This window comes from Saccharibacillus sp. JS10 (assembly GCF_024436065.1).
Taxonomy (GTDB): domain Bacteria; phylum Bacillota; class Bacilli; order Paenibacillales; family Paenibacillaceae; genus Saccharibacillus.
On record NZ_JANFNS010000002.1, the window covers coordinates 1,056,200 to 1,078,415 of the forward strand.

Here is a 22,216-nt window from a genome sequence, read left to right on the forward strand (position 1 = left end):
AAATGCAGGTGATCGAAAAATGAAGACGATAACGCTAACTTATCCTTTAATCGGGATCGGAGAACAATTCCCTGTTCAGCAGCAGGTCATGGCAATCGGACAATTTGACGGTCTTCATCTTGGACATGTCAGTGTCATCAAGCGTGCGCTTGAACTGGGACGCAGCCTCCAATTGCCGGTCGCAGTACTCACCTTCCATCCTCATCCGAAAGAAGTCATGGGGAAAGGTGATTACGAAGGCTATCTGACGCCACTCGGCGATAAAAAACAGATTTTAGAAGAACTTGGTGTAGATTATCTATATGTCGGCGAATTTACACCTGAATTTTCAAAAGTGTCGCCGTTCGATTTCGTCAATAATGTGTTGCTTCCGCTACAAGTATCGACAGCTGTTGTCGGATTCGATTTCCGCTTCGGGCACATGGGCGAAGGCAACCCGGCAACACTTAATCCGCTGAGCGGCGGGAAGATCGAAGTGGCAACAGTAGCTCCTTTTTTGCTCAATGACGAAAAAGTAGCGAGTTCACGTATCCGTGCCGCGTTAAAAGCTGGAGACCCAGAGACGGCGCAGCGTTTATTGGGACGTCCTTACCGCGTGCGTGGAACGGTCGTGGACGGAGATAAACGAGGCAGAACGATCGGGTTTCCAACAGCGAATGTCGGTATGTCTTCAAAATACGTAGCTCCTGCAAAAGGAGTGTATGCGGTTCGATTCGGAATCGGCGATGAAGTGTTTGGAGGCGTCATGAACACGGGCGTCAAACCCACTTTCACCGACGGAACGATTAAGCCGACTTTTGAAACGCATATCTTCGACTTTGATCGCAGCATCTACGGCGAAGAAGTCTGGATCGATATCGTGCAATATATTCGTCCTGAACGAAAGTTTTCGGGCATTGATGAATTAGTCGCCCAGATCGCCAAAGATGCAGAAGAAGCTCGCCGAATTTTGGATGCTTAGTTTGAAGTCGACCGTATATACTTTTTATTAAAGGTCGTTTACTTTTTACGAAACTTTTGATATACTATTCTACGTTGCTTACGCATGGCGTAAGTGACTGAACCAAGGCTTGGTTTCTGGCTTTCACCGGCCGATACGAGGCTTATGGGGATTGGCTTTGCTAATTTATTAGGAGGTGAAAAGGATGGCATTAACACAAGAACGTAAACAGCAATTGATCGAGGAGCACAGAACTCACGAATCCGACACAGGATCACCGGAGGTTCAAGTTGCAATTCTGACACAAAACATCGTCAACCTGACGGATCACCTGCGTACGCACAAGAAAGATCACCACTCGCGTCGCGGTCTTCTGAAAATGGTCGGTCAACGTCGTAGACTGCTGGCTTACCTGAAAAACAACGATGTTAGACGTTATAGCGCACTGATCGAAAAACTCGGCCTGCGTCGCTAAAATTAAAAAGATTTACACAAGCAGCCTGGTTGTGAACCGTATGGTCTTTTTTGGAGCCGACGGCAACAACTGGGTTGTTTTTGTAATCTAGGATCTCTATATAAAGGTTATCTCCCTAATACTTATAAATGAAGAAACAAACACGATTCAAGGAGGAATTTCATGGAACAGCAAGTAGAAATGCAACTTGGGGGACGTACCCTAACGTTAAAAACGGGTCGTCTAGCTAAACAAGCCAATGCAGCAGTCATGGTTCATTACGGCGAAACGGTCGTTCTTTGTACGGTAACGGCTTCGAACCAACCGAAAGACTTGGACTTCTTCCCTTTGACTGTAAACTACGAAGAAAGAATGTACGCAGTCGGCAAAATTCCAGGCGGATTTATTAAACGTGAAGGACGTCCAAGCGAAAAAGCGATCCTCGCTAGCCGCTTAACCGACCGTCCGATTCGTCCGTTGTTCCCGGAAGGATTCCGCAACGACGTTCAAATTCAAAATATCGTCATGAGTGTCGATCAAGACAACGAACCGCAAATCGCAGCAATGATCGGAACTTCCGCAGCGCTGAGCATTTCCGACGTTCCTTTTGACGGACCGATTGGCGGCGTAGCCGTTGGACGCGTAGAAGGTCAGTTCGTTGTTAACCCAACGCTTTCTCAACAAGATCAAAGCGATCTGTATCTGGTTGTAGCGGGTACAAAAGACGCGATCATGATGGTAGAAGCAGAAGGTAACGAAGTACCGGAAGAAGTGATGCTTGAAGCAATCATGTTCGGTCATGATGCAATCAAAGAAATCGTTGCTTCCATCAATGAACTCGTAGAAAAAGCCGGCAAACCGAAAATGGAAGTGAAACTGCATGCAGTGGATACTGAAGTTAACGAAGCGGTACGTGCTTTTGCAGCATCGCGTCTGGTTGAAGCTGTTCGCATCGAAGAAAAACATGCTCGTCAAGATGCGATCGACGCAGTCAGCGACGAAGCGATTGCCCATTTCTCCGAATTGTACCTGGAAACTCCAGACAAGTTGGATGATGTCAAAGAAATCCTGCATGATATCGTAAAAGAAGAAGTACGTCGTTTGATCACGCATGACAAAGTGCGTCCAGACGGACGTGGTCTTGCTGAAATTCGTCCGATCAGCTCGGATGTTGCTTTGCTGCCACGCGTTCACGGTTCGGGTCTGTTCACACGTGGACAAACGCAAGCACTTAGCATTTGTACACTGGGTGTACTTGGCGATGCGCAAATGCTCGACGGCGTTGCTCCTGAAGAAACGAAGCGCTTCATGCACCATTATAACTTCCCGCCGTTCAGCGTAGGCGAAGCTCGTCCACTTAGACCTCCAGGTCGCCGCGAGATCGGACACGGAGCACTGGGTGAGCGTGCACTGATGAAAGTTATTCCTTCGGAAACCGAATTCCCTTATACCATTCGTCTCGTATCTGAAGTATTGGAATCGAACGGTTCGACTTCACAAGCAAGTATTTGCGCAAGCACACTTGCGATGATGGATGCCGGCGTACCTTTGAAAGCTCCTGTTGCAGGTGTTGCGATGGGTCTGATCAAAGACGGCGACCACGTATCGATCTTGTCCGATATTCAAGGGATGGAAGATCACCTCGGCGATATGGACTTTAAAGTGGCAGGAACCAAAGACGGCGTAACTGCGATTCAAATGGATATCAAAATCGACGGCATCAGCCGCGAGATTTTGTCCGAAGCATTGACGCAAGCGCGCGAAGGTCGTATGCATATCTTGGAGCAAATGCTTCAAGCGATTCAGACGCCAAGAGAAAAAATGTCGAAATATGCGCCTAAGATCATGACGATCAACATCAAGCCGGATAAAATCCGCGATGTAATCGGAGCAGGCGGCAAAATCATCAACAAAATCATCGAAGAAACTGGCGTTAAGATCGATATCGAACAAGACGGTCGCGTATTTATCGCTTCGAACGACGAAGATATGATCAACAAAGCTTCCGAGATCATTCAAAATATCGTTCGTGAAGTTGCGGTTGGCGAAGTGTACGAAGGTACCGTTCGCCGCGTTGAGAAATTCGGCGCTTTCGTCGAGTTGATTCCAGGTAAAGACGGTCTGGTACACATCTCGCAACTTTCTGCAGAGCGTGTAGCGAAAGTCGAAGACGTCGTGAACGTTGGCGATAAACTACAAGTTAAAGTCACTGAGATTGATGCACAAGGACGAGTGAATTTGTCGCACAAAGTGCTGCTGAGCAATAGCACACCGGCTCAATCTTAATCCTTCTTTTTTGAATCGTGAATCGACAAGAGTCAGAATTCGTTTCTGGCTCTTTTTTTCGTATACGTATGGGATGGACAATTGAGTGCTTGGAAAAAGTTTGTTAGGATAGAGATTGCATCTTCCTATAAATGTAGAAGAGAAGTGTACGGGAGGGAAATACGCTTTGGAAAAATATACATTGAGTAACGGGCTGCGAGTGGTGGCTGAACACATCCCGGGTTCGCGCTCTGTCTCATTTGGGATTTGGGTCAAAAACGGATCTCGAAACGAAACACAAGTCAATAACGGAATCTCGCATTTTATCGAGCATATGTTATTCAAAGGCACAGATCGTTACAACGCGAGAGAAATTGCCGAACAATTCGATGCGATCGGAGGCAACGTTAACGCGTTTACTTCAAAAGAATATACGAGCTATTACGCCAAAGTATTGGATGAACATTTGCCGATTGCGATGGATACGCTAGCCGATATGTTTTTCAATTCGAAGTTCGATCCGGAAGAATTGACGCGAGAAAAAAATGTGATCTTCGAAGAAATTGCGATGTATTTGGATGATCCCGATGATCTGGTACACGATCTGATTGTTGAAGCGGCTTATGAAGGCGATGCGCTCGCGATGCCCATCTTGGGTACGCAAGAACATTTAGCAGGAATGTCTTCCGAGCATTTGATCGATTTTATGTACGAAAGATATACGATCGATAATACCATTTTGGCGATTGCCGGCAATCTGGGCGAAAATATTCGCGAGCTTTTAGAGCAACATTTCGGTTCGCTTGATCGCCGCGGAGCGGATTCGATCATGACCGAACCGTCCTTCAACGGCGGACTCGTGTATCGAAAAAAGAAAACGGAACAAAATCATATTTGCTTCGCTTTTCAAGGATTCGGTTACGATGATCCTCGTCAATACGCGATGGCACTTCTCAACAATTCGATAGGCGGCGGCATGAGTTCGAAGTTGTTCCAAGAAATTCGCGAAAAAAGAGGTTTGGCATATTCCGTATATTCGTATCATAGTTCGCATATCGATAGCGGCTACTTTACGATCTATGCAGGAACTGCACCGAAACAAACGGCTGACGTATTGGCATTGACGCGTGAAGTCTTGCAAGATGTCCAGATGAACGGGCTTAGCGAATCCGAAATTTTCAAAGGCAAACAACAGCTGAAAGGCAGTCTGATCATGGGGCTTGAAGGTAGCGGCAGCCGGATGAATCGGTTAGGCAAAAATGAAATCATGCTGGGGCGTCACGAAAGTATCGATGATACGATTGCCAAGATCGAAGCTGTTACGGAAAAAGATGTCCGGCTTGCCCTGGATCATTTATTTGCACAACCTTTCGCTGTTGCGATGGTCGGCAATTCGGATCGTGAGATTAATGCTTTAAGGAGAGATGAACTTGTCACACCTCGTACAAATTAAAAGATTTCCAGGAAATGAAGATTTGGCTTTGCCGCGTAAAATGACAGAACTTGCCGCAGGATACGATCTACAAGCCTCCGTGCTTGAACCGATTGTCCTCGAACCGATGCAGCGGACACTGGTTCCGACAGGGATCGCAATTGCAATGCCGGGTGGTCTGGAAGCGCAAATTCGTCCGCGTAGCGGGCTGGCTTTCAAACACGGTATTACGTGCTTGAACACACCGGGTACAATTGATGCGGATTACCGCGGTGAAATCAAAGTGCTGCTTATTAATCTGGGACAAGAGCCGTTTACCATTGCACGCGGCGAGCGGATTGCGCAGATGGTCTTTCAAGAAGTACCGGATACGATGCTGACCGAAGTGGAAGAGTTATCGGAAACGGTTCGCGGCGAGGGCGGCTTCGGTCATACCGGTAAATAAAATAATGGTGCAAAAAGCCGCGGCCTTTTCTCAGTGAAGAGACCGTGGGCTTTTTTGGCTTGTCTGAGGCTAACATCCTACGTCAATGTCTTGCATTTTAAACCGATACAAACTATGATAATCACAATGCAAACCTTGATGTTTAGCGATTTTGCCCTAGATAAAGGAGAGACAAGCCCCATGTCGAATCAAACATTTACTGTCGCTGTAGTCGGTGCAACTGGCGCCGTTGGCGAACAAATTCTCAGATTGCTTGAAGAACGAAATTTCCCGATCCAAACATTGAAACTGCTGTCGTCCGCGAGAAGCGCCGGAAGTAAGATTATGTTTAAAGGTCAGGAAGTAACGGTTGAAGAAGCAAAACCAGAAAGTTTTGAAGGCGTACAAATCGCGTTGTTCAGTGCAGGCGGAGACGTAAGTAAAGCCTTGGTTCCTGAAGCGATTAAACACGGTACGGTTTGTATCGATAATACGAGCGCTTTTCGGATGGATCCGACCGCTCCTCTTGTGGTTCCGGAAGTTAATGAAGAAAAGATTTTCGAACATAACGGAGTTATCGCGAATCCGAACTGCTCGACAATCCAGATGGTTGCGGCGCTTAAGCCGCTGCAAGATCGTTACGGTCTAAAACGTATTATCGTATCGACGTATCAAGCCGTATCCGGTTCAGGCGCGAAAGCGATCGCTGAATTGGAACGTCAAACGAAAGCGATCGTAAACGGCGAACCGGTTAATCCGGACGTATTGCCGGTTGCATCCCTTCCGGTCAAACACCAAATTGCTCTTAATGCGATTCCGCAAATCGATAAATTTACAGAAAACGGCTTTACGTACGAAGAAATGAAAATGATTAACGAAACCAAAAAAATTATGGGTGACGAGTCCATCCAAGTAACCGCAACTTGTGTGCGTATTCCAGTCGTATACGGCCATTCGGAGTCTGTGTATGTCGAACTGGGTTCGGAATATGATCTGCAAGACGTTCGCTCGTTACTGGAACAAGCACCGGGAATCACGGTAGTCGATGATCCAGACAATCAAGCATACCCACTCGCGACAGATGCAGCAGGCAAAAACGATGTATTCGTGGGTCGTTTGCGTCGCGATTTGGATTCGCCAACAGGGCTGAATATGTGGATCGTCTCGGACAATCTGCTTAAAGGTGCGGCTTGGAATGCTGTGCAAATTGCAGAAATTATTGCAGCGCGTTCGCAGCAGGGCTAAGGAAAAGGAGAAAACATGGCTATTCGGGTTCAAAAATTCGGCGGAACTTCGCTGTCTTCGGAAGAAGCAAGATCTCATGTCGTGCGTCACGTTCAGCGTGAACTGGCTGCCGGTTATCAATTGGTCGTTGTTGTCTCCGCAATGGGACGCAGCGGTGATCCTTATGCAACCGACACCTTATTAGGATGGGTAGCTTCAACCAGTGGAAAATCGCTTCCGGCAAAAGAAAAAGATCTACTGATGGGCTGCGGAGAAATTATTTCTGCGACGACCCTTTGCGGTATTTTACATCAAGAAGGTATCGATGCGACGGTATTGACAGGCGCTCAAGCTGGATTTATGACAGACAGTCATTTCGGGAATGCACGAATTTTGGAAATGCGTCCAGAACGTATTTTGCGCGAGCTTCAAGATCATAGCGTCGTAATCGTAACTGGGTTTCAAGGTCAAAACGAATACGGCGATCTAACAACGCTGGGCAGAGGCGGAAGCGATACGTCTGCAACCGCGCTTGGTGCTGCTTTGCACGCTGAAATTGTCGATATCTATACCGACGTGAATGGCATTTTGACAGCCGATCCACGCTTGGTTGAAGATGCAAAGCCGCTTGAAGTCGTGAGTTATACCGAAATTTGCAATATGGCTTATCAAGGCGCGAAAGTCATTCATCCACGTGCGGTTGAAATCGCGATGCAAGCACAGATTCCGGTTCGCGTTCGTTCGACGTTTTCGGAAGAAGAAGGAACACTTGTTACGCATCCTGAGAACTTCGCCGATGTATCGGCAGGCGTTGTGGATCGTTTTGTAACGGGGATTGCTTACGTAAGTAGCGTGACACAAATTACGGTTGAACAGCCGGACCCAAGCGGTCAGCTGTCACTCAATGTGTTCAAAGCGATGGCTGAAAACGCGATCAGCGTTGACTTCATTAACGTGACGCCGGTTGGAGCCGTCTATACGGTATTCGATTCCGAAGCGGAACGTGCTTTGACTGCGCTGCGAAGTATCGGTTATGACCCTCGTGCATTAAGTGGATGTGCGAAAGTATCGGTAATTGGCGGCGGCATCAACGGCGTACCGGGTATCATGTCGCATATCGTCGAAGCATTAACGATGCAAGGCGTACAAATTTTGCAGTCGGCAGACTCCAACACAACGATTTGGGTTCTTGTGAAAAAAGACGACATGGTCAAAGCACTTAAAGCTCTGCATGCTCGTTTTGAGCTTCATCGTTAATTTTTAATACAGCGATCATCAAGTACGAAAAAAGGAGCGAATCAAAAATGGAGTTCGGACGTCTGATCACCGCTATGGTTACTCCTTTCGACGAACAAGGAGAAGTGGCTTGGGAGCAAATTCCCGCGCTGATCGATATGTTGATCCAGCAGCAGCGTACGCAATCGATCGTCGTATTCGGGACGACCGGCGAATCGCCTACGCTGAGCGACGAAGAAAAGATTCGATTGCTTGAAGTCAGTGTGCAGCATGCGGCAGGTCGCTGCAAAATTATTGCGGGTACAGGCAGTAACGATACGCAGCATAGCGTTCACCTTTCGCAAGCAGCAGAGCGTGCGGGAGCAGACGGTCTGTTACTGGTTGTTCCTTATTACAATCGTCCGAATCAAGAAGGATTGTATACGCATTTTGCTACGATTGCCGAGGCGACTTCGCTTCCGGTCATGCTTTATAATGTGCCGAGTCGCACCGCGTCTAATCTTGAAGGTGCAACTACATTAAGATTAGCGGAAATCCCTAATATTATCGCAATCAAAGAATGTGCGACGATGGATCAGGTCGCTTATATTGCTTCGAATGCACCTGAAGGATTTCGTGTGTATTCCGGAGACGATGCCGCTTCGCTGCCCGCTCTGTCTGTTGGAGCTTACGGCATCGTAAGTGTAGCCAGTCATGTCGTAGGCGCTAAGATGAGTGAAATGTTAGCCGCTCATGCAACCGGAGATGCTCGCGAAGCAACGCGGATTTACCATTCGTTGTTACCGGTATTCAAAGGGCTGTTCGCTTGCCCGCATCCGGTTCCAAATCCGGTAGCGGTTAAATATGCACTTACCCTTCGGGGTCTAAAGGTTGGTGGTGTTCGATTGCCATTGATCGATGCCACGGTCGAAGAAAAAAAATACATCCAAAAGTTTATGGCTGATTTTGCTTAAACTGCTGGATTCAGCGCCGTTTCCTTAAGGGAACGGCGCTTTTTGTCGTCTATCGAAAATGAAAAAATCGGTAGAGTATCCAACTAATTGTTACAAAAGGTTAGCAGATGACAGGGCTTTCGACTTGTATTTTGGGTTTTCATTCATGTATAATGGACGCAAGTGACTGGGTGCGGGTTATAGAAAAACAACACGAACCATATTTGACGGAGGTTCGTGCATTGGCTTGATCGGATGAATCGGGCGGCTTTTTTGTATAAAAAGCCCTCTCGAATCATTGACGGTGGAAGTCTTTGTTCGAGCTATGCCAAAAACCGGAAAAATAACAAACGTCAACAATTCATAAAAATAGACTATGATTTTATTAGGAGGTTTACCTATCTTGGCTAAGAAAAATAATACAGCGGAGAAGTTAACGATCTTCGCACTTGGCGGCGTCGGCGAAATTGGTAAAAATATGTATGTTGTGCAATACGAAGACGATATTGTTGTCATCGATGCGGGTCTGAAATTCCCGGAAGAAGATATGCTCGGGATCGATTTGGTAATCCCGGACATCAGTTACCTGACTGAAAACCGTGATAAAGTGAAAGCGATTATCATTACGCACGGGCACGAAGACCATATCGGCGGTCTGCCTTACGTAATGAAACATCTTAATGTACCTTTGTATGCGACAAAGCTTACACTTGGTCTGATCGAAAACAAATTGCGCGAAGCAAATCTGCTTGGCGAAACCAAACGTATTTTAATCAACGCAGATTCGGAACTGAAGCTGGGCAGCTCGCTGACCGCTACGTTCTTCAAAACCAACCACAGTATTCCTGACTCTGTAGGGGTATGTATCGAGACTCCAGAAGGTAACGTGGTTCATACAGGTGACTTTAAATTCGATCACACGCCAGTCAACGATGAATTTGCAGATCTTCAACGTATGGCTGAAATCGGTCAAAAAGGCGTATTGGCTCTGTTATCGGACAGTACCAATGCCGAAAAACCAGGCTTTACCCCTTCGGAACGCAATGTTGGTGTCGTGCTGGAAGAAATTTTCCGTAAAGCTCGTCAACGCGTTGTTGTCGCGACTTTCGCGTCTAACGTACACCGGATTCAACAAGTCGTAAATGCAGCGATCGCAACAGATCGCAAGATCGTTGTCATCGGTCGTAGTATGGTGAATGTGGTTGCGATCGCTTCTGAACTTGGTTATCTGGAAATTCCGGAAGGAATGATCATCGAGCCCGAAGAAATTAACCGTATTGGCGCAGATCGCGTAGCGATTCTTTGCACGGGTAGCCAAGGCGAACCGATGTCGGCACTGAGCCGTATGGCACGTTCGACGCATCGTAAAGTCGATATTTTGCCAGGCGATACGGTTATCATTGCAGCAACGCCAGTTCCAGGTAACGAGAAGTATGTGGGACGCACGATCGATGCGTTGTTCCGCCTCGGCGCGGAAGTTATCTACAGCGGATCGAACAAAGGCGTTCACGTATCCGGTCACGGTTCGCAAGAAGAATTGAAATTGATGCTGAACTTGATGCGTCCTAAATTCTTTATCCCGATACACGGTGAATATCGTATGCTTCGCAAACACGCACAATTGGGTGAATCCGTAGGCGTTGATCCGGATAACATCTTCCTAATCGATATCGGCGATACCGTTGAAATCCAAAACGGTGAAGCACGTAAAGCCGGTAAAGTATCTTCCGGTAACGTCTTGATCGACGGACTGGGTGTAGGCGATGTCGGAAATATCGTATTGCGCGATCGCAAACTGTTGTCGCAAGACGGTATTCTCGTTGTAGTAGTAACACTGAGCAAGCAAGATGGACGTATCGTATCGGGTCCAGATATCATTTCGCGCGGATTCGTCTATGTACGAGAATCCGAAGGATTGCTGGATGAAGCGAACCGTGTCGTAACGAGTACTTTGCAACGTTTGATGAGCGAAAATGTCAACGAATGGGCTTCGCTCAAATCAGGCGTCAAAGACTCGCTTGGACGTTTCTTGTTCGACCAAACACGTCGTCGCCCAATGATCTTGCCGATCATTATGGAAGTTTAAAAAGCGATTATAAAAACAATTTAGCAGTGCTGGCTTATTACGCAGCGCTGCTTTTTTACGTTTATTTTGTGCGTCAAAGTAGATCAGGTTTATTCTGCCTTTTGGCGAACTTGTGTGCTATTATGAAAAGAGTGCGTGAAAGTCAGGGGGGGAAAATGTGGCTCAGAAAAAAAGTACAGGAACGCGAGCTACAAGTGGCAAAGCTCGTTCAAGCACCGCTAGAAAATCATCACCAGCTTCAAAAAGTAAAAAGAAGAAAAATAGCTCGCTTGCCAGCGCTCTCAAATACGAAATCTACGGCATCATTTTAATTACGTTGTCTGTTATTGGATTGTCCGGTCAAGCTTTTATCGGTCAGTTGCTTTCCGCTGGATTTGGTCTTGTATTGGGCAAAGCGTATGCAATTATTCCGGTACTCGGTATTTACATAGGGTTATATCTCATGATTCGCCGTGCATTGCCGTATGGGTGGAGCACGCGAAAATCAGGTTTACTGTTGGTTTCGTTATCGGGGGTTTTGATGCTATCCATTGCGGAAGCGCAAAGTCATATCCAATTGCAAGGTCAAATGACGGCGAGCGGTATTTTATCTGCGGTGCAAAATGATTTGTATATTTCGTTGATTGCACCGGATACTCAGATGAGCCAGATTACTCCGTTTTTAAGACCGATTGGCGGGGGATATCTCGGAGCTTTAGTACTGTCGCTTTTATATTGGATGGTCGGATTAACCGGAGCCAAATTAGCTTCCGCTGTGTTGTTGATTATCGGCTTAATGTTGATTACGCAAATGTCCTATGTCGATATGATGAATGCGATACGCCGTAAAGCAGGCGAAGCGGCACGTTCTGCTGGAGAACGGATGAAAGAAGATCGTCTTGCCGCCGAAGAACGCAAACTTGAAGCCGCGCAAAAAAATGAAATTCGGGCTCAAGAAAAAGCGCAACTTCAAGAACAACGACGACTTGTGCGAGAAGAAAAGCGGCAAGCTTTATCGGAACAAAACGGGAATACGACGGAAGACGATTTCACTGCAAAAGAAGAGTACAAACGACCTGTAGCTGTAGCTAAAAGTAAAACCGAGTTCTCTGATTTACCCGTCGAAGTTGTCACGCCAGAAGTATCGCCTGTCCCAACTCCGGATTCTGCGTATGCCGCGCCGATTATCCGAGATTTTTTCGAGCATATTCGTTCCGAAAAATCTCGCCAATCCGAAGCAACGATTCCTGATGTAGACGACGATGCGGAAGATTTCGAAGAAGTGGGAAGCGAACTGATTCCTGCGGTAGCGGCAGTAGAAGGAGCGGCAACATCCGACAATGACATCAGCGAGTTACCTATTGATCCTTCGATTCCCGCAGCGGCTGGCGAATTAGCCGAAGTGCCGATTACTCCGCCGCCTAAGCCTTACAAGTTGCCACCCCTTAAGCTTCTTGCTTTGCCTAAGCCTGACGAAAATGCGTCTGCCAATCAAGCAGATTATATGCAGACTGCACGGAAACTAGAATCGACATTAGAAAGTTTTGGTGTTCGCGCCAGAGTTCTCGAAGTCGTACGTGGCCCTGCGGTAACTCGGTATGAGATTCAGCCGGATGTAGGGGTAAAAGTCAGCCGCGTCGTTGGATTGACTGACGATATTGCATTAGCGCTTGCTGCCAAAGATATTCGGATGGAAGCGCCGATTCCCGGCAAATCCGCGATTGGGATCGAAGTTCCTAACAACGAGGTATCCATGGTGACGATGCGAGAAGTCATGGATACGTCAGTGTTCGCCGATGCAGCTTCTAAGCTTACCGTTGCTTTTGGCCGTGATATCTCGGGACAGACGATTGTCGGCAATCTGGCTCGCATGCCTCACTTGCTGGTCGCAGGTGCAACGGGTTCCGGTAAATCGGTATGTATTAACGGCATTATCGCTAGTATTTTGTACAAAGCAAAGCCGGATGAAGTGAAATTTTTGATGGTCGATCCCAAGATGGTCGAGCTTAATATCTACAACGGGATTCCGCATTTGCTGGCACCTGTTGTCACTGATCCGCGCCGAGCTTCATTGGCACTCAAAAAAATCGTGGTCGAGATGGAAAAGCGCTATGAATTGTTCTCCAAATCGGCAACTCGCAATATCGAAGGCTACAATACATTGATGAAAGACAATCCTTCCGCGGTACTACCGTATATCGTCGTTATTGTCGATGAGTTGGCAGACTTGATGATGGTTGCCGCAGGCGATGTCGAAGATGCGATCGCACGTCTTGCACAGATGGCTCGCGCGGCAGGGATTCATTTGATTATTGCCACGCAGCGTCCATCCGTCGATGTTATTACCGGGGTGATCAAAGCCAATATTCCGTCACGTATCGCATTCGGCGTATCGTCTCAAGTCGATTCCCGAACGATTCTGGATATGGGCGGAGCCGAAAAACTGCTCGGTCGAGGCGATATGCTCTTTATGCCGATGGGAGCTTCGAAGCCGGTTCGCGTACAAGGTGCATTTTTGAGTGATAATGAAGTGGAAGAGATCGTCGCCTATTGCAGCGGGCAAGCCGAAGCACAATATGATACAGATTTGGTGCCGGAAATTGACGATACCGCACTTGAGCCGGAAGAAGCTTTAGATGAACTGTATGATCAAGCCGTACAAATTGTGGTTGAAGCCAAACAAGCGTCGGTGTCATTACTCCAACGCCGAATGAGAGTCGGGTATACACGCGCCGCACGTCTGGTCGATTCGATGGAAGCACGCGGTATTGTCGGGCCGTATGAAGGCAGCAAACCGCGTGAAGTTTTAATTTCAATCGAACAATGGCAAGCTAGCCGAGCTGCGACTTCTTAAAACCGAATAGTTAGGTTGTATCAAGTTCCGATAGACGATAAAGAAGATCATTTTCTTTGTCGGCTATCGGAACTTTTTTTCATATAAACAGTTTGATTTGAACGTGTAGAACGTCTACCTTATATGGACATCAGTTGATTCCCGACTTCACGGTAGTATAGAATAGTCAAGAATGGTTAAAGAGTAATGGAGCAACATTGTAAGAGAATAGAATTCGCCAAAAGTCTAAGGAGTGATCATATTGAGTACCTCAGGATTTGAACGGACAGCAGAAGGTCGAATTCGGATTCACGTATTACCGACAAAACGTTTTAAAACGTTCGCTGTTTCTTTATATGCCGGAGCGCCGCTTGCGGAAGAAACAGTAACACCGATCGCTTTAACACCGTTTGTATTACGTCGAGGCAATGCTTCGTATCCAGAAACGATGCTATTCCGTGAGCGTTTGGAAGAATTGTATGGAGCAGGTTTTGGATTTGACGTGTATAAGCGGGACAACAGCCAAATCGTTCAGTTCCGTATGGACACGATTAATGACGCGTTCGTAAGTACTGATGAACCGTTATTGGAAAGTTCGCTTGCTTTTCTGGGAGAAACGTTAACGCGTCCTGCTTTGGAAAATGGCGTGTTCAAATCCAAATTCGTCGATGCCGAGCGTGATAATGTACGTAAAAAGCTCGACTCCATTATCAATAACAAAGCTCGTTATGCCGGAGTACGCTGCGTCGAAGAAATGTTTGCCGGCGAATCGTACCGCTTGAATGCACTGGGGAAACGTGAAGCTTTAGAGCATTTGGATGCTGCTGCTTTGCACGAATCTTATCGTCAGTGGTTGTCGGAAGCAACGCTTGATCTATACGTTGTAGGCGATACCACACTCGATGAAGTTCGAAGTCTGGTGCATAAGTATTTTGATATTGCAGGTCCCGGGCATACTCCGCATGTATATGAAAAAAGTGCGAAAAACGAAGGCGTAGGCAATCCGCATATCGTCAAAGAAGTGATGGATGTCTCGCAAGGCAAACTCAATATTGGATTCAAAACATCGATCGATTACAGCGATGATCGCTATGCCTCAGCTTTGGTATATAACGGGATTTTAGGCGGTTATCCGCATTCCAAGCTGTTCCAGAATGTGCGCGAAAAAGCCAGCCTTGCCTATTATGCTTCTTCGCAATATGAGCCGCATAAAGCTTTCGGTACGATTCAATCCGGTATCGAGATCAGCAATTATGATCGTGCGCTAGATATCATTCGGGTTCAGCTCGATGCGATGAAAGCGGGCGAAATTACCGAAACCGAACTTCGTCAGACGCAAGCGATGCTTGGAAATGATTTGCGCGAGATTCGCGACTCGGCATTCCAAATGATTCATCATGATTTTGGAGGACGGTTGTCGGGACGTGAACGCAATGTTTCTGAATTGATTCAACAAGTAGAGCAAATGACAAGCGAACAAGTCGCAGAAGCGGCTCAAAATTTCCGACTAGACACGATTTACTTTTTGACCGGAAAAGAGGGGGAATAACGATGGAGCGTATTCTATACGAACATTTGCAAGAAACGTTGTATTATGAAAAGTTGGATAACGGTCTTGGCGTGTACGTTCTTCCTAAAGAAGGTTTTGAAAAAACGTATGCGACGTTCTCGACAAACTATGGATCTGTCGATAATCGTTTCCGCGTTGCCGGTCAATCGGAACACCGCGTACCGGACGGGATCGCTCACTTTTTGGAGCATAAAGTATTTGAAGAACCGGATGGCGATGTGTTTTTGAAATTTTCGTCGCAAGGCGCTTCGTCCAACGCTTTTACCAGTTTCGATCAGACCGTGTATCTGTTCTCGGCAACGAATAATATCGAGCAGAATTTGGAGACATTGATCGACTTTGTGCAAAATCCTTATTTTACGGACGAAAACGTAGAAAAAGAAAAAGGCATTATCGGTCAAGAAATTCAAATGTATCAAGATAATCCGGATTGGCGTGTGTACTACGGGCTGATTGAAGCGCTATATCAAGTGCATCCGGTGCATATCGATATTGCGGGAACGATCGAATCGATCAGCGAGATCACAAAAGAAACATTGTATACGTGCTACGAAACGTTTTATCATCCGAGCAATATGCTGTTGTTTGTCGTAGGCGGTGTCGATCCCGAGCAAGTAATCGAACAAGTCAAACGCAATCAAGCAGCCAAAAATTATGGTCCGCAAGCCGAGATCGAACGTTTCTTTGATCCAGAACCCGAAGAAGTTGCGCATGAACGCAAAGAATTGAATCTTCCGGTATCGCTGCCTAAGTGCCTGTTCGGCTTCAAAGAAGCAGCGCCAAAAGTAAGCGGAACTGAACTGATGAAGCTTGATTTAACGACAGAAGTCATGTTTGATCTGTTGCTGGGAAGCAGCACCCCTCTGTATCAAAAACTGTATGACGAAGCACTGATTACAGATGGCTTCGGAGGTTCTTTCCGCGCGACGCCTGAATATGCGTTCTCGATTATCGGCGGAGATACACGTGATCCGGAATTGTTGATGCAGCGGATTCAAGAAGAATCGGAGAAATTGGCAGAGACCGGTTTTGACGCAAAAGCTTTTGAACGCGCGCGCAAAAAGAAAATCGGCGGTTATTTGCGGATGCTGAATTCTCCGGAAAATATCGCGCATGAGTTCACCAGTTATAAATTCGCGGGCGGCGATTTGTTCGAGGTACTGGAATTGTATGAAAAAATGACGCTAGACGAAGTCAACCAACGTTTGCGTGAGCATATTCGTTGGGATCGCCGCGCGGTATCGATCGTTCGAGGCGCATAATGGAAAGCAGCGAAAAAAAAGGGCGGCGCAAGCCGTCCGATATTTGCGTGTTGGTAACAGGAGCTTCCGGCGGCATCGGCTCAGCGATCGCTGAACGTTTTGCCGCAGACGGTTGCCGGGTAGCTTTACATTTTTCAAAATCAGCGGAAGCTGTCCGACTTGCGGCAGATCGCTGCGCGTCGATTGGAGCGTCAGAAGTGCTGACTGCTCGCGCTGATGTCAGTCAACGTGCCGAAGTGTTACGGATGCGAGACGAGTTGAAAGCAGCGGGGTTTATCCCCGATGTGCTCGTCAATAACGCGGGTGTTGCGCATTATGGGATGTTGCAAGACGTTACCGATGAGGATTGGGACATCGTTATGAATGTGAATCTGAAAGGTACTTTTTTGTGCAGCCAAGCTTTTATGGGAGAAATGGTTTCTCGCAAATCCGGACGAATCATCAATATGTCGTCGGTATGGGGATTGACCGGAGCTTCTTGCGAAGTGATCTATTCGGCAGCAAAAGGAGGAATCAATGCTTTTACCAAGGCGCTTGCCAAAGAACTTGCTTTGTCGGGCGTTTCGGTAAATGCGGTGGCTCCGGGAGCAGTACGAACATCGATGTTAAATACGTTATCAAGTGAAGAGTTACTTTCGCTGGCTGAAGAAATTCCGGCAGGGCGCCTTGCCGAACCCCGTGAAATTGCGGAAACGGTACACTTTTTGGCTTTACCTGAATCGGGGTATATGACCGGACAAATTTTAAGCCCAAACGGTGGTTGGATTACGTGATTGAAAATGCTTGTGCAAAAATGAAGAATCTGTTTCTTGCGTTTAAACGTCATTTTTAATATCATTAGACGAAGGTTCAGGTCGATACCTTGACTCTAATGTAAGCTTTAAAATTGCGCAGACCACGGAAGAGAGATGGATCATGGAAACCAAACAATGGTATATGGAGTATCGCATACATAAGAATCGTCCGGGTCTTCTTGGAGATATTGCGTCGATTCTGGGGATGCTGGAAGTCAATATTATTACGATCAACGGCGTAGAAGGTCGGACTCGCGGTATGTTGCTGGAGACGACAGACGATGAGAAAATCCAACTGCTCGGCGCTATGCTTAAAAAAGTCGACAGCGTGACGGTGACTGCTTTGCGTCCACCTAAGCTAGTCGATATTTTGGCTGTTCGCCACGGTAGATATATTGATCGAGATTCGGATGACCGCAAAACGTTCCGTTTTACACGTGACGAATTAGGATTATTGGTTGATTTTCTCGGTGAGCTGTTCAAGCGCGAAGGCAATCAGGTCATCGGTCTGCGCGGAATGCCGCGAGTAGGTAAAACCGAATCGATTATTGCCGGAAGTGTCTGCGCGATGAAGCATTGGACTTTTGTTTCGTCGACGCTACTTCGTCAAACGGTACGTAGTCAAATGTCGGAAGACGAAATGAATCCAAATAACGTATTCATTATCGATGGAATTGTCAGTACGATTCGTTCGAACGAAAAGCATTATCAATTGTTGAATGAAATCATGGCAATGCCTTGCACAAAAGTCATCGAGCACCCGGATATTTTTATGCGCGAATCGGATTACGATTATGCTCAATTTGATATGATTATCGAACTTCGCAGTACACCAGACGAAGAGATCACATACGATACCTTCGCAACCAGTTATACCGACGATATTTAGAAAGTGAAGGAGGCTGAACGGAATGTCCGATTTGGGACAACAGTTAAAAGAAGCTCGTTTGCAAAAAGGGCTATCGCTTGAAGATGTACAGGAAGTCACGAAAATTCGTAAACGCTATTTGGAAGCGATTGAACAAGGGGACTTTAAAGTCTTGCCAGGAAGCTTCTATGTGCGTGCTTTTATCAAAACCTATGCGGAAGCCGTCGATCTGGACCCTGAAGCTTTGCTTCAAAACCATCCCAAAGACGTACCTGCTGTTGAAACCGAAAATGTGATGGAGCCCGTATTAACCAAACGCTCCGCACGTACATCCGGAGGAAGCGGTGGAAATGGCGGCAGCTCTCGTGGCGGTTCCGCGCGCGGAGAAGGCAGCAAAGGACTGTCGACTGCATTGATGTGGACGTTCCCGATCTTAATCTTGCTGATTGTAGGGATTGTGTACTTCAACAACACAAAAGATAACAAACCAGAAACAGCAGCGACACCGACAGAAGAGACGGCGACTTCGCAGCAACCTGCGGATAATTCGACAGCGGAACCTGCGACAGACGAGACGGCAACTCCACCGGCGACAGGTGGCGGTACGCAAGATCCGACTACGGACACATCTACAGATGAACCGGCGACGGATACTCCAGATACCACGACGCCTCCCGCAACAGGAGATACCACAACAGAACCTCCTGCTGACGGAACAGGCACCGATACCGGAACAACCGAAGGAGATCCAGCAACACCGGGTACGGATGAAGGTACACAAACCGGTGAAGAAGGAACAGGCGAAACAGCTGGAACACCGAATACAAGTGGTTCGACTATTGTCACTCCGGCAGGACAAGAAGGTAAAACAACTGTGTTTAACGCTCAACCTGCACAAGGCGGAGCAGTCAAAGTCACGATCAATGCAAGTGGTTTGAGTTGGTTGGAAGTGTACCGCGGTAGCACAAGCGGCGAACGTCTGTATTATCAAAATACCGAAGCAGGCGAAGCTTTGACATTTGATTTGGATGCTCAAGGACTGTATATCAAATCAGGATATTCTCCTTATACGGATATTCGAATTGATGGTCAACAAATCACCGACGGCAAAACAACTTCGCGTTTCAAAGTCAATTTGACTAATTAAATAAAGAATGACATCTGAAGGGTTCGTGCGAGCACGGACCCTTCGCAGGTTGCCCACACATTATAGGATTTCGGAAAGGAAGATGAATCATGGCTTCAGAAAGCTCAATGGATATTGTATCCAAGATGGATATGCAAGAATTGAAAAACGCGATCGATCAAGCGGAGCGCGAAATTACAAGTCGTTTTGACTTCAAAGGGACTAAAACGAATTTTGATTTACAAAAAGATTCGTTGGTTATCGTATCGGACGATGAGTATAAACTAGGCGCGGTTATCGATATTCTTCAATCAAAAATGATCAAGCGCGGCGTCCCTTTCAAAAACCTGGAGTTCGGAAAAATCGAATCCGCGTCGCTGAATACGGTTCGTCAAAGTTTGGGACTGAAATCCGGAATCGAATCGGATAGCTCCAAAAAGATCAACACGTTGATTCGCGATTCCAAATTGAAAGTCAAAAGCCAAATTCAAGGCGATCAAATTCGCGTGACTTCGAAAAGCAGAGATGATCTGCAAGCTGTAATGAAATTGCTTCGCGAAGCCGATCTGCCGATCGAATTGCAATTCACAAACTTTAAATAATATTTTTTGAAAAGAGTCTTTTGTTTGCCAGCATGGGAACGAAAGACTTTTTTTGTTGTTTTAACGTATAAAAGGTATAAAGCTGCTAAAGTTGGCAAGCGTTTTGACACTGAAAGTTTCGGATATTATACTTGTAACGGCGCGTTAAGATCGTAGACGCATTCGGGTATATATCATGAGACATCGGAAGGAATGAACAAAGAATGAATCTTCCCAATCGTATTACATTAAGTCGGATTTTTATGATTCCGATCATGATGGTGTTTTTGCTGGTTGATCTGCCATTTTTACCGGAACCTTTGATCTGGGGAGGCGTCGAATTAAGCTGGGGGCAACTGATCGCTTGTATCATCTTTATTATCGCTTCGTGTACGGACGGTATCGACGGATACATTGCACGCAGTCGTAATCTCGTTACGAACCTCGGTAAACTGATGGACCCGCTAGCCGATAAGTTATTGGTTTCCGCTGCATTTATTTCATTGGTACAAATGGACAAGCTTGCGGCATGGATGGCAATCGTGATTATTAGCCGAGAATTTGCGGTAACGGGTCTGCGGCAGATTGCGTTGCTCGACGGATCGGTTATGGCTGCTGGAGCCGGCGGGAAAGTCAAAACGGTACTACAGATCGCGGCGATTATCTTTTTGCTACTCAACAACTTGCCTTTCGAGATCTGGAACTTCCCAGCCGCTGAAATTCTCGCTTGGGCGGCAGTGATCGTGACTGTGTATACGGGAGTCGATTACTTTGTACGCAACCGTAATTTATTAAAATAACTTGAGATCTAATTACTTCTCGATACTGGAGTGTGAGACATCATGAAAGCTGAAATCATCGCAGTAGGAACCGAAATTTTGCTAGGACAAATCGTCAATACGAATGCACAATATTTATCGCAAGAATTAGCAGCGATCGGAATCGACGTCTACTTCCAAACTGTCGTAGGCGATAATAAAGAACGTCTCAAAGAAGCGATTCGTCAAGCACAGAGTCGCGCAGACGTGTTGGTATTTTCAGGAGGCATCGGTCCAACGCAAGACGATCTGACCAAAGACGCGATTGCCGAGGTGCTTGGACGCGAACTACGTACCGACCGTCCTGCTATGGATAAGTTGACCGAATTTTTCGCAGGTCGCGATATTCCAATGACGGAAAATAATAAGCGCCAAGCTCTGGTGATCGACGGCTGTACGCCTTTGGCGAATTCAACAGGTTTAGCTGTAGGTGTAGCGATCAGTGAAGACTCCCATCATTATATTGTCCTTCCCGGGCCTCCAAGCGAGCTTAAGCCTATGTTTGCCGATGAAGCGAAGCCGTGGCTTCTTCATCAAGTGCTGACAGGTGAAATGCCAATCTATTCGCGGATTTTGAAATTTGCGGGAATCGGCGAATCGGCTCTCGAAGATAAACTGCTGGATTTGATCGACGCACAGACCGATCCGACGATTGCGCCTTATGCCAAAGAAGGCGAAGTGGCTATTCGTTTATCGACCAAAGCGGAAGATATTCAAGAAGCCAATACCAAGCTCGATACGTTGGAAGTTCAAATTCAAAGTCGCCTTGCCGAGCACATGTATGCCAATGAAGATGTTCCGATTGAAGAAACGATCGTTAAAATGATGGCGGATCTCGGATTGACGCTCAGCGCCGCGGAAAGTTGCACAGGCGGTATGGTCATGCAAAGCCTGACTTCTATCCCGGGGAGTGCGGCAATACTTCGCGGCGGTATTGTCTGCTATTCCAACGAAATGAAAGAAAAGCTTCTGCATGTCCCGCACGAGTATCTTGAAGGGGACGATGCGCCCGGCGCGGTTAGCCGGGAAGTGGCAGAAGTATTAGCGGAGCAAGTTCGCATCATCACCGATTCTGATTTTGGATTGTCGGTTACCGGTGTAGCAGGTCCGGGATTTTCGGAGCGCAAGCCTGCGGGATTAGTATATATCGGGATTGCCCAAAAGGGCGGCGATACCGAAGTGTTCGAACTTCAAATCAAAGGCAATCGGAGCACGGTTCGCAAACGTTCGACCAAAACGTTGTTGTACCGCTTATGGAGACGTTTGGTACAAGTCGAAAAAAAATCGTAGAATCTGCTTCTGCGTTTGACCCGCAATATCGAATTTGATACAATAAGAGTACGGAAGAACCGCTGGCAAACCACAGACTGCCTGCGGTTTTTTTGTGGACTG

18 protein-coding genes are annotated in these 22,216 nt (G+C 46.8%); all 18 read left to right on the forward strand.

The window, feature by feature from the left end; all coding sequences use genetic code 11:
* Positions 1–19 precede the first annotated feature (19 nt).
* The 18 genes from NOM90_RS10245 to NOM90_RS10330 all read left to right on the forward strand — a co-directional run bounded on the left by NOM90_RS10245 (position 20) and on the right by NOM90_RS10330 (position 22,114).
* Positions 20–961, forward strand: coding sequence for a bifunctional riboflavin kinase/FAD synthetase (locus tag NOM90_RS10245; RefSeq protein WP_255941752.1), 942 nt, complete (start codon positions 20–22; stop codon positions 959–961).
* A gap of 184 nt (positions 962–1,145) precedes the next feature.
* The gene (rpsO, locus tag NOM90_RS10250; protein WP_255941754.1) at positions 1,146–1,415 is read left to right on the forward strand and encodes a 30S ribosomal protein S15; all 270 of its coding nucleotides are present in this window, start codon (positions 1,146–1,148) and stop codon (positions 1,413–1,415) included.
* Between the two features lie 162 nt (positions 1,416–1,577).
* Complete coding sequence (locus NOM90_RS10255) at positions 1,578–3,680, forward strand: polyribonucleotide nucleotidyltransferase (RefSeq protein WP_255941756.1); 2,103 nt, start codon at positions 1,578–1,580, stop codon at positions 3,678–3,680.
* A 166-nt stretch (positions 3,681–3,846) separates the two neighbouring features.
* Complete coding sequence (locus tag NOM90_RS10260) at positions 3,847–5,112, forward strand: M16 family metallopeptidase (RefSeq protein ID WP_255941758.1); 1,266 nt, start codon at positions 3,847–3,849, stop codon at positions 5,110–5,112.
* Positions 5,084–5,536, forward strand: a complete 453-nt coding sequence (gene dut / locus NOM90_RS10265; RefSeq protein ID WP_370866586.1) for a dUTP diphosphatase — start codon at positions 5,084–5,086, stop codon at positions 5,534–5,536. The genes NOM90_RS10260 and dut overlap by 29 nt, the downstream gene beginning before the upstream one ends.
* Before the next feature lie 180 nt (positions 5,537–5,716).
* Positions 5,717–6,760: an aspartate-semialdehyde dehydrogenase gene (locus NOM90_RS10270; RefSeq protein WP_255941761.1), complete on the forward strand. Its 1,044-nt coding sequence runs from the start codon at positions 5,717–5,719 to the stop codon at positions 6,758–6,760.
* A 15-nt stretch (positions 6,761–6,775) separates the two neighbouring features.
* Entirely contained in the window at positions 6,776–7,996 is a 1,221-nt protein-coding gene (gene dapG, locus NOM90_RS10275) for an aspartate kinase (RefSeq protein WP_255941762.1), read from the forward strand.
* 47 nt (positions 7,997–8,043) lie between these two features.
* Positions 8,044–8,928 (forward strand): 4-hydroxy-tetrahydrodipicolinate synthase, encoded by an 885-nt coding sequence (dapA, locus tag NOM90_RS10280; RefSeq protein WP_255941764.1) that lies wholly within the window; start codon positions 8,044–8,046, stop codon positions 8,926–8,928.
* A gap of 382 nt (positions 8,929–9,310) precedes the next feature.
* Positions 9,311–10,993 carry a ribonuclease J gene (locus NOM90_RS10285; protein WP_255941765.1) on the forward strand — a complete coding sequence of 561 codons (1,683 nt, stop codon included), beginning with the start codon at positions 9,311–9,313 and terminating at the stop codon, positions 10,991–10,993.
* Positions 10,994–11,285: 292 nt separating this feature from the next.
* Positions 11,286–13,826, forward strand: coding sequence for an FtsK/SpoIIIE family DNA translocase (locus tag NOM90_RS10290; protein WP_370866595.1), 2,541 nt, complete (start codon positions 11,286–11,288; stop codon positions 13,824–13,826).
* A 241-nt stretch (positions 13,827–14,067) separates the two neighbouring features.
* Positions 14,068–15,354: an EF-P 5-aminopentanol modification-associated protein YfmF gene (gene yfmF, locus NOM90_RS10295; protein WP_255941769.1), complete on the forward strand. Its 1,287-nt coding sequence runs from the start codon at positions 14,068–14,070 to the stop codon at positions 15,352–15,354.
* A 2-nt stretch (positions 15,355–15,356) separates the two neighbouring features.
* Complete coding sequence (gene yfmH, locus NOM90_RS10300) at positions 15,357–16,637, forward strand: EF-P 5-aminopentanol modification-associated protein YfmH (protein WP_255941770.1); 1,281 nt, start codon at positions 15,357–15,359, stop codon at positions 16,635–16,637.
* Positions 16,637–17,410, forward strand: coding sequence for an elongation factor P 5-aminopentanone reductase (gene ymfI, locus NOM90_RS10305; protein ID WP_255941771.1), 774 nt, complete (start codon positions 16,637–16,639; stop codon positions 17,408–17,410). Before yfmH ends, ymfI begins: the two co-directional genes overlap by 1 nt.
* 142 nt (positions 17,411–17,552) lie before the next feature.
* Positions 17,553–18,320 (forward strand): YmfK family protein, encoded by a 768-nt coding sequence (locus NOM90_RS10310; protein ID WP_255941772.1) that lies wholly within the window; start codon positions 17,553–17,555, stop codon positions 18,318–18,320.
* Positions 18,321–18,342: 22 nt separating this feature from the next.
* Positions 18,343–19,446, forward strand: coding sequence for a helix-turn-helix domain-containing protein (locus tag NOM90_RS10315; protein WP_255941773.1), 1,104 nt, complete (start codon positions 18,343–18,345; stop codon positions 19,444–19,446).
* Positions 19,447–19,535: 89 nt separating this feature from the next.
* Positions 19,536–20,027 (forward strand): YajQ family cyclic di-GMP-binding protein, encoded by a 492-nt coding sequence (locus NOM90_RS10320; protein ID WP_255941774.1) that lies wholly within the window; start codon positions 19,536–19,538, stop codon positions 20,025–20,027.
* Positions 20,028–20,230: 203 nt separating this feature from the next.
* Positions 20,231–20,806 carry a CDP-diacylglycerol--glycerol-3-phosphate 3-phosphatidyltransferase gene (pgsA, locus tag NOM90_RS10325; protein ID WP_255941775.1) on the forward strand — a complete coding sequence of 192 codons (576 nt, stop codon included), beginning with the start codon at positions 20,231–20,233 and terminating at the stop codon, positions 20,804–20,806.
* Positions 20,807–20,848: 42 nt separating this feature from the next.
* The gene (locus NOM90_RS10330; protein WP_255941776.1) at positions 20,849–22,114 is read left to right on the forward strand and encodes a competence/damage-inducible protein A; all 1,266 of its coding nucleotides are present in this window, start codon (positions 20,849–20,851) and stop codon (positions 22,112–22,114) included.
* Positions 22,115–22,216 lie beyond the last annotated feature (102 nt).

What these genes read in the sequence shown, in the direction of transcription:
- NOM90_RS10245 (WP_255941752.1), top strand. Translation starts at nt 20, where the DNA reads ATGAAGACGATAACGCTAACTTATCCTTTAATCGGGATCGGAGAACAA.
- rpsO (WP_255941754.1), top strand. Translation starts at nt 1,146, where the DNA reads ATGGCATTAACACAAGAACGTAAACAGCAATTGATCGAGGAGCACAGA.
- NOM90_RS10255 (WP_255941756.1), top strand. Translation starts at nt 1,578, where the DNA reads ATGGAACAGCAAGTAGAAATGCAACTTGGGGGACGTACCCTAACGTTA.
- dut (WP_370866586.1), top strand. Translation starts at nt 5,084, where the DNA reads ATGAACTTGTCACACCTCGTACAAATTAAAAGATTTCCAGGAAATGAA.
- NOM90_RS10270 (WP_255941761.1), top strand. Translation starts at nt 5,717, where the DNA reads ATGTCGAATCAAACATTTACTGTCGCTGTAGTCGGTGCAACTGGCGCC.
- dapG (WP_255941762.1), top strand. Translation starts at nt 6,776, where the DNA reads ATGGCTATTCGGGTTCAAAAATTCGGCGGAACTTCGCTGTCTTCGGAA.
- dapA (WP_255941764.1), top strand. Translation starts at nt 8,044, where the DNA reads ATGGAGTTCGGACGTCTGATCACCGCTATGGTTACTCCTTTCGACGAA.
- yfmH (WP_255941770.1), top strand. Translation starts at nt 15,357, where the DNA reads ATGGAGCGTATTCTATACGAACATTTGCAAGAAACGTTGTATTATGAA.
- ymfI (WP_255941771.1), top strand. Translation starts at nt 16,637, where the DNA reads ATGGAAAGCAGCGAAAAAAAAGGGCGGCGCAAGCCGTCCGATATTTGC.
- NOM90_RS10310 (WP_255941772.1), top strand. Translation starts at nt 17,553, where the DNA reads ATGGAAACCAAACAATGGTATATGGAGTATCGCATACATAAGAATCGT.
- NOM90_RS10315 (WP_255941773.1), top strand. Translation starts at nt 18,343, where the DNA reads ATGTCCGATTTGGGACAACAGTTAAAAGAAGCTCGTTTGCAAAAAGGG.
- NOM90_RS10320 (WP_255941774.1), top strand. Translation starts at nt 19,536, where the DNA reads ATGGCTTCAGAAAGCTCAATGGATATTGTATCCAAGATGGATATGCAA.
- pgsA (WP_255941775.1), top strand. Translation starts at nt 20,231, where the DNA reads ATGAATCTTCCCAATCGTATTACATTAAGTCGGATTTTTATGATTCCG.
- NOM90_RS10330 (WP_255941776.1), top strand. Translation starts at nt 20,849, where the DNA reads ATGAAAGCTGAAATCATCGCAGTAGGAACCGAAATTTTGCTAGGACAA.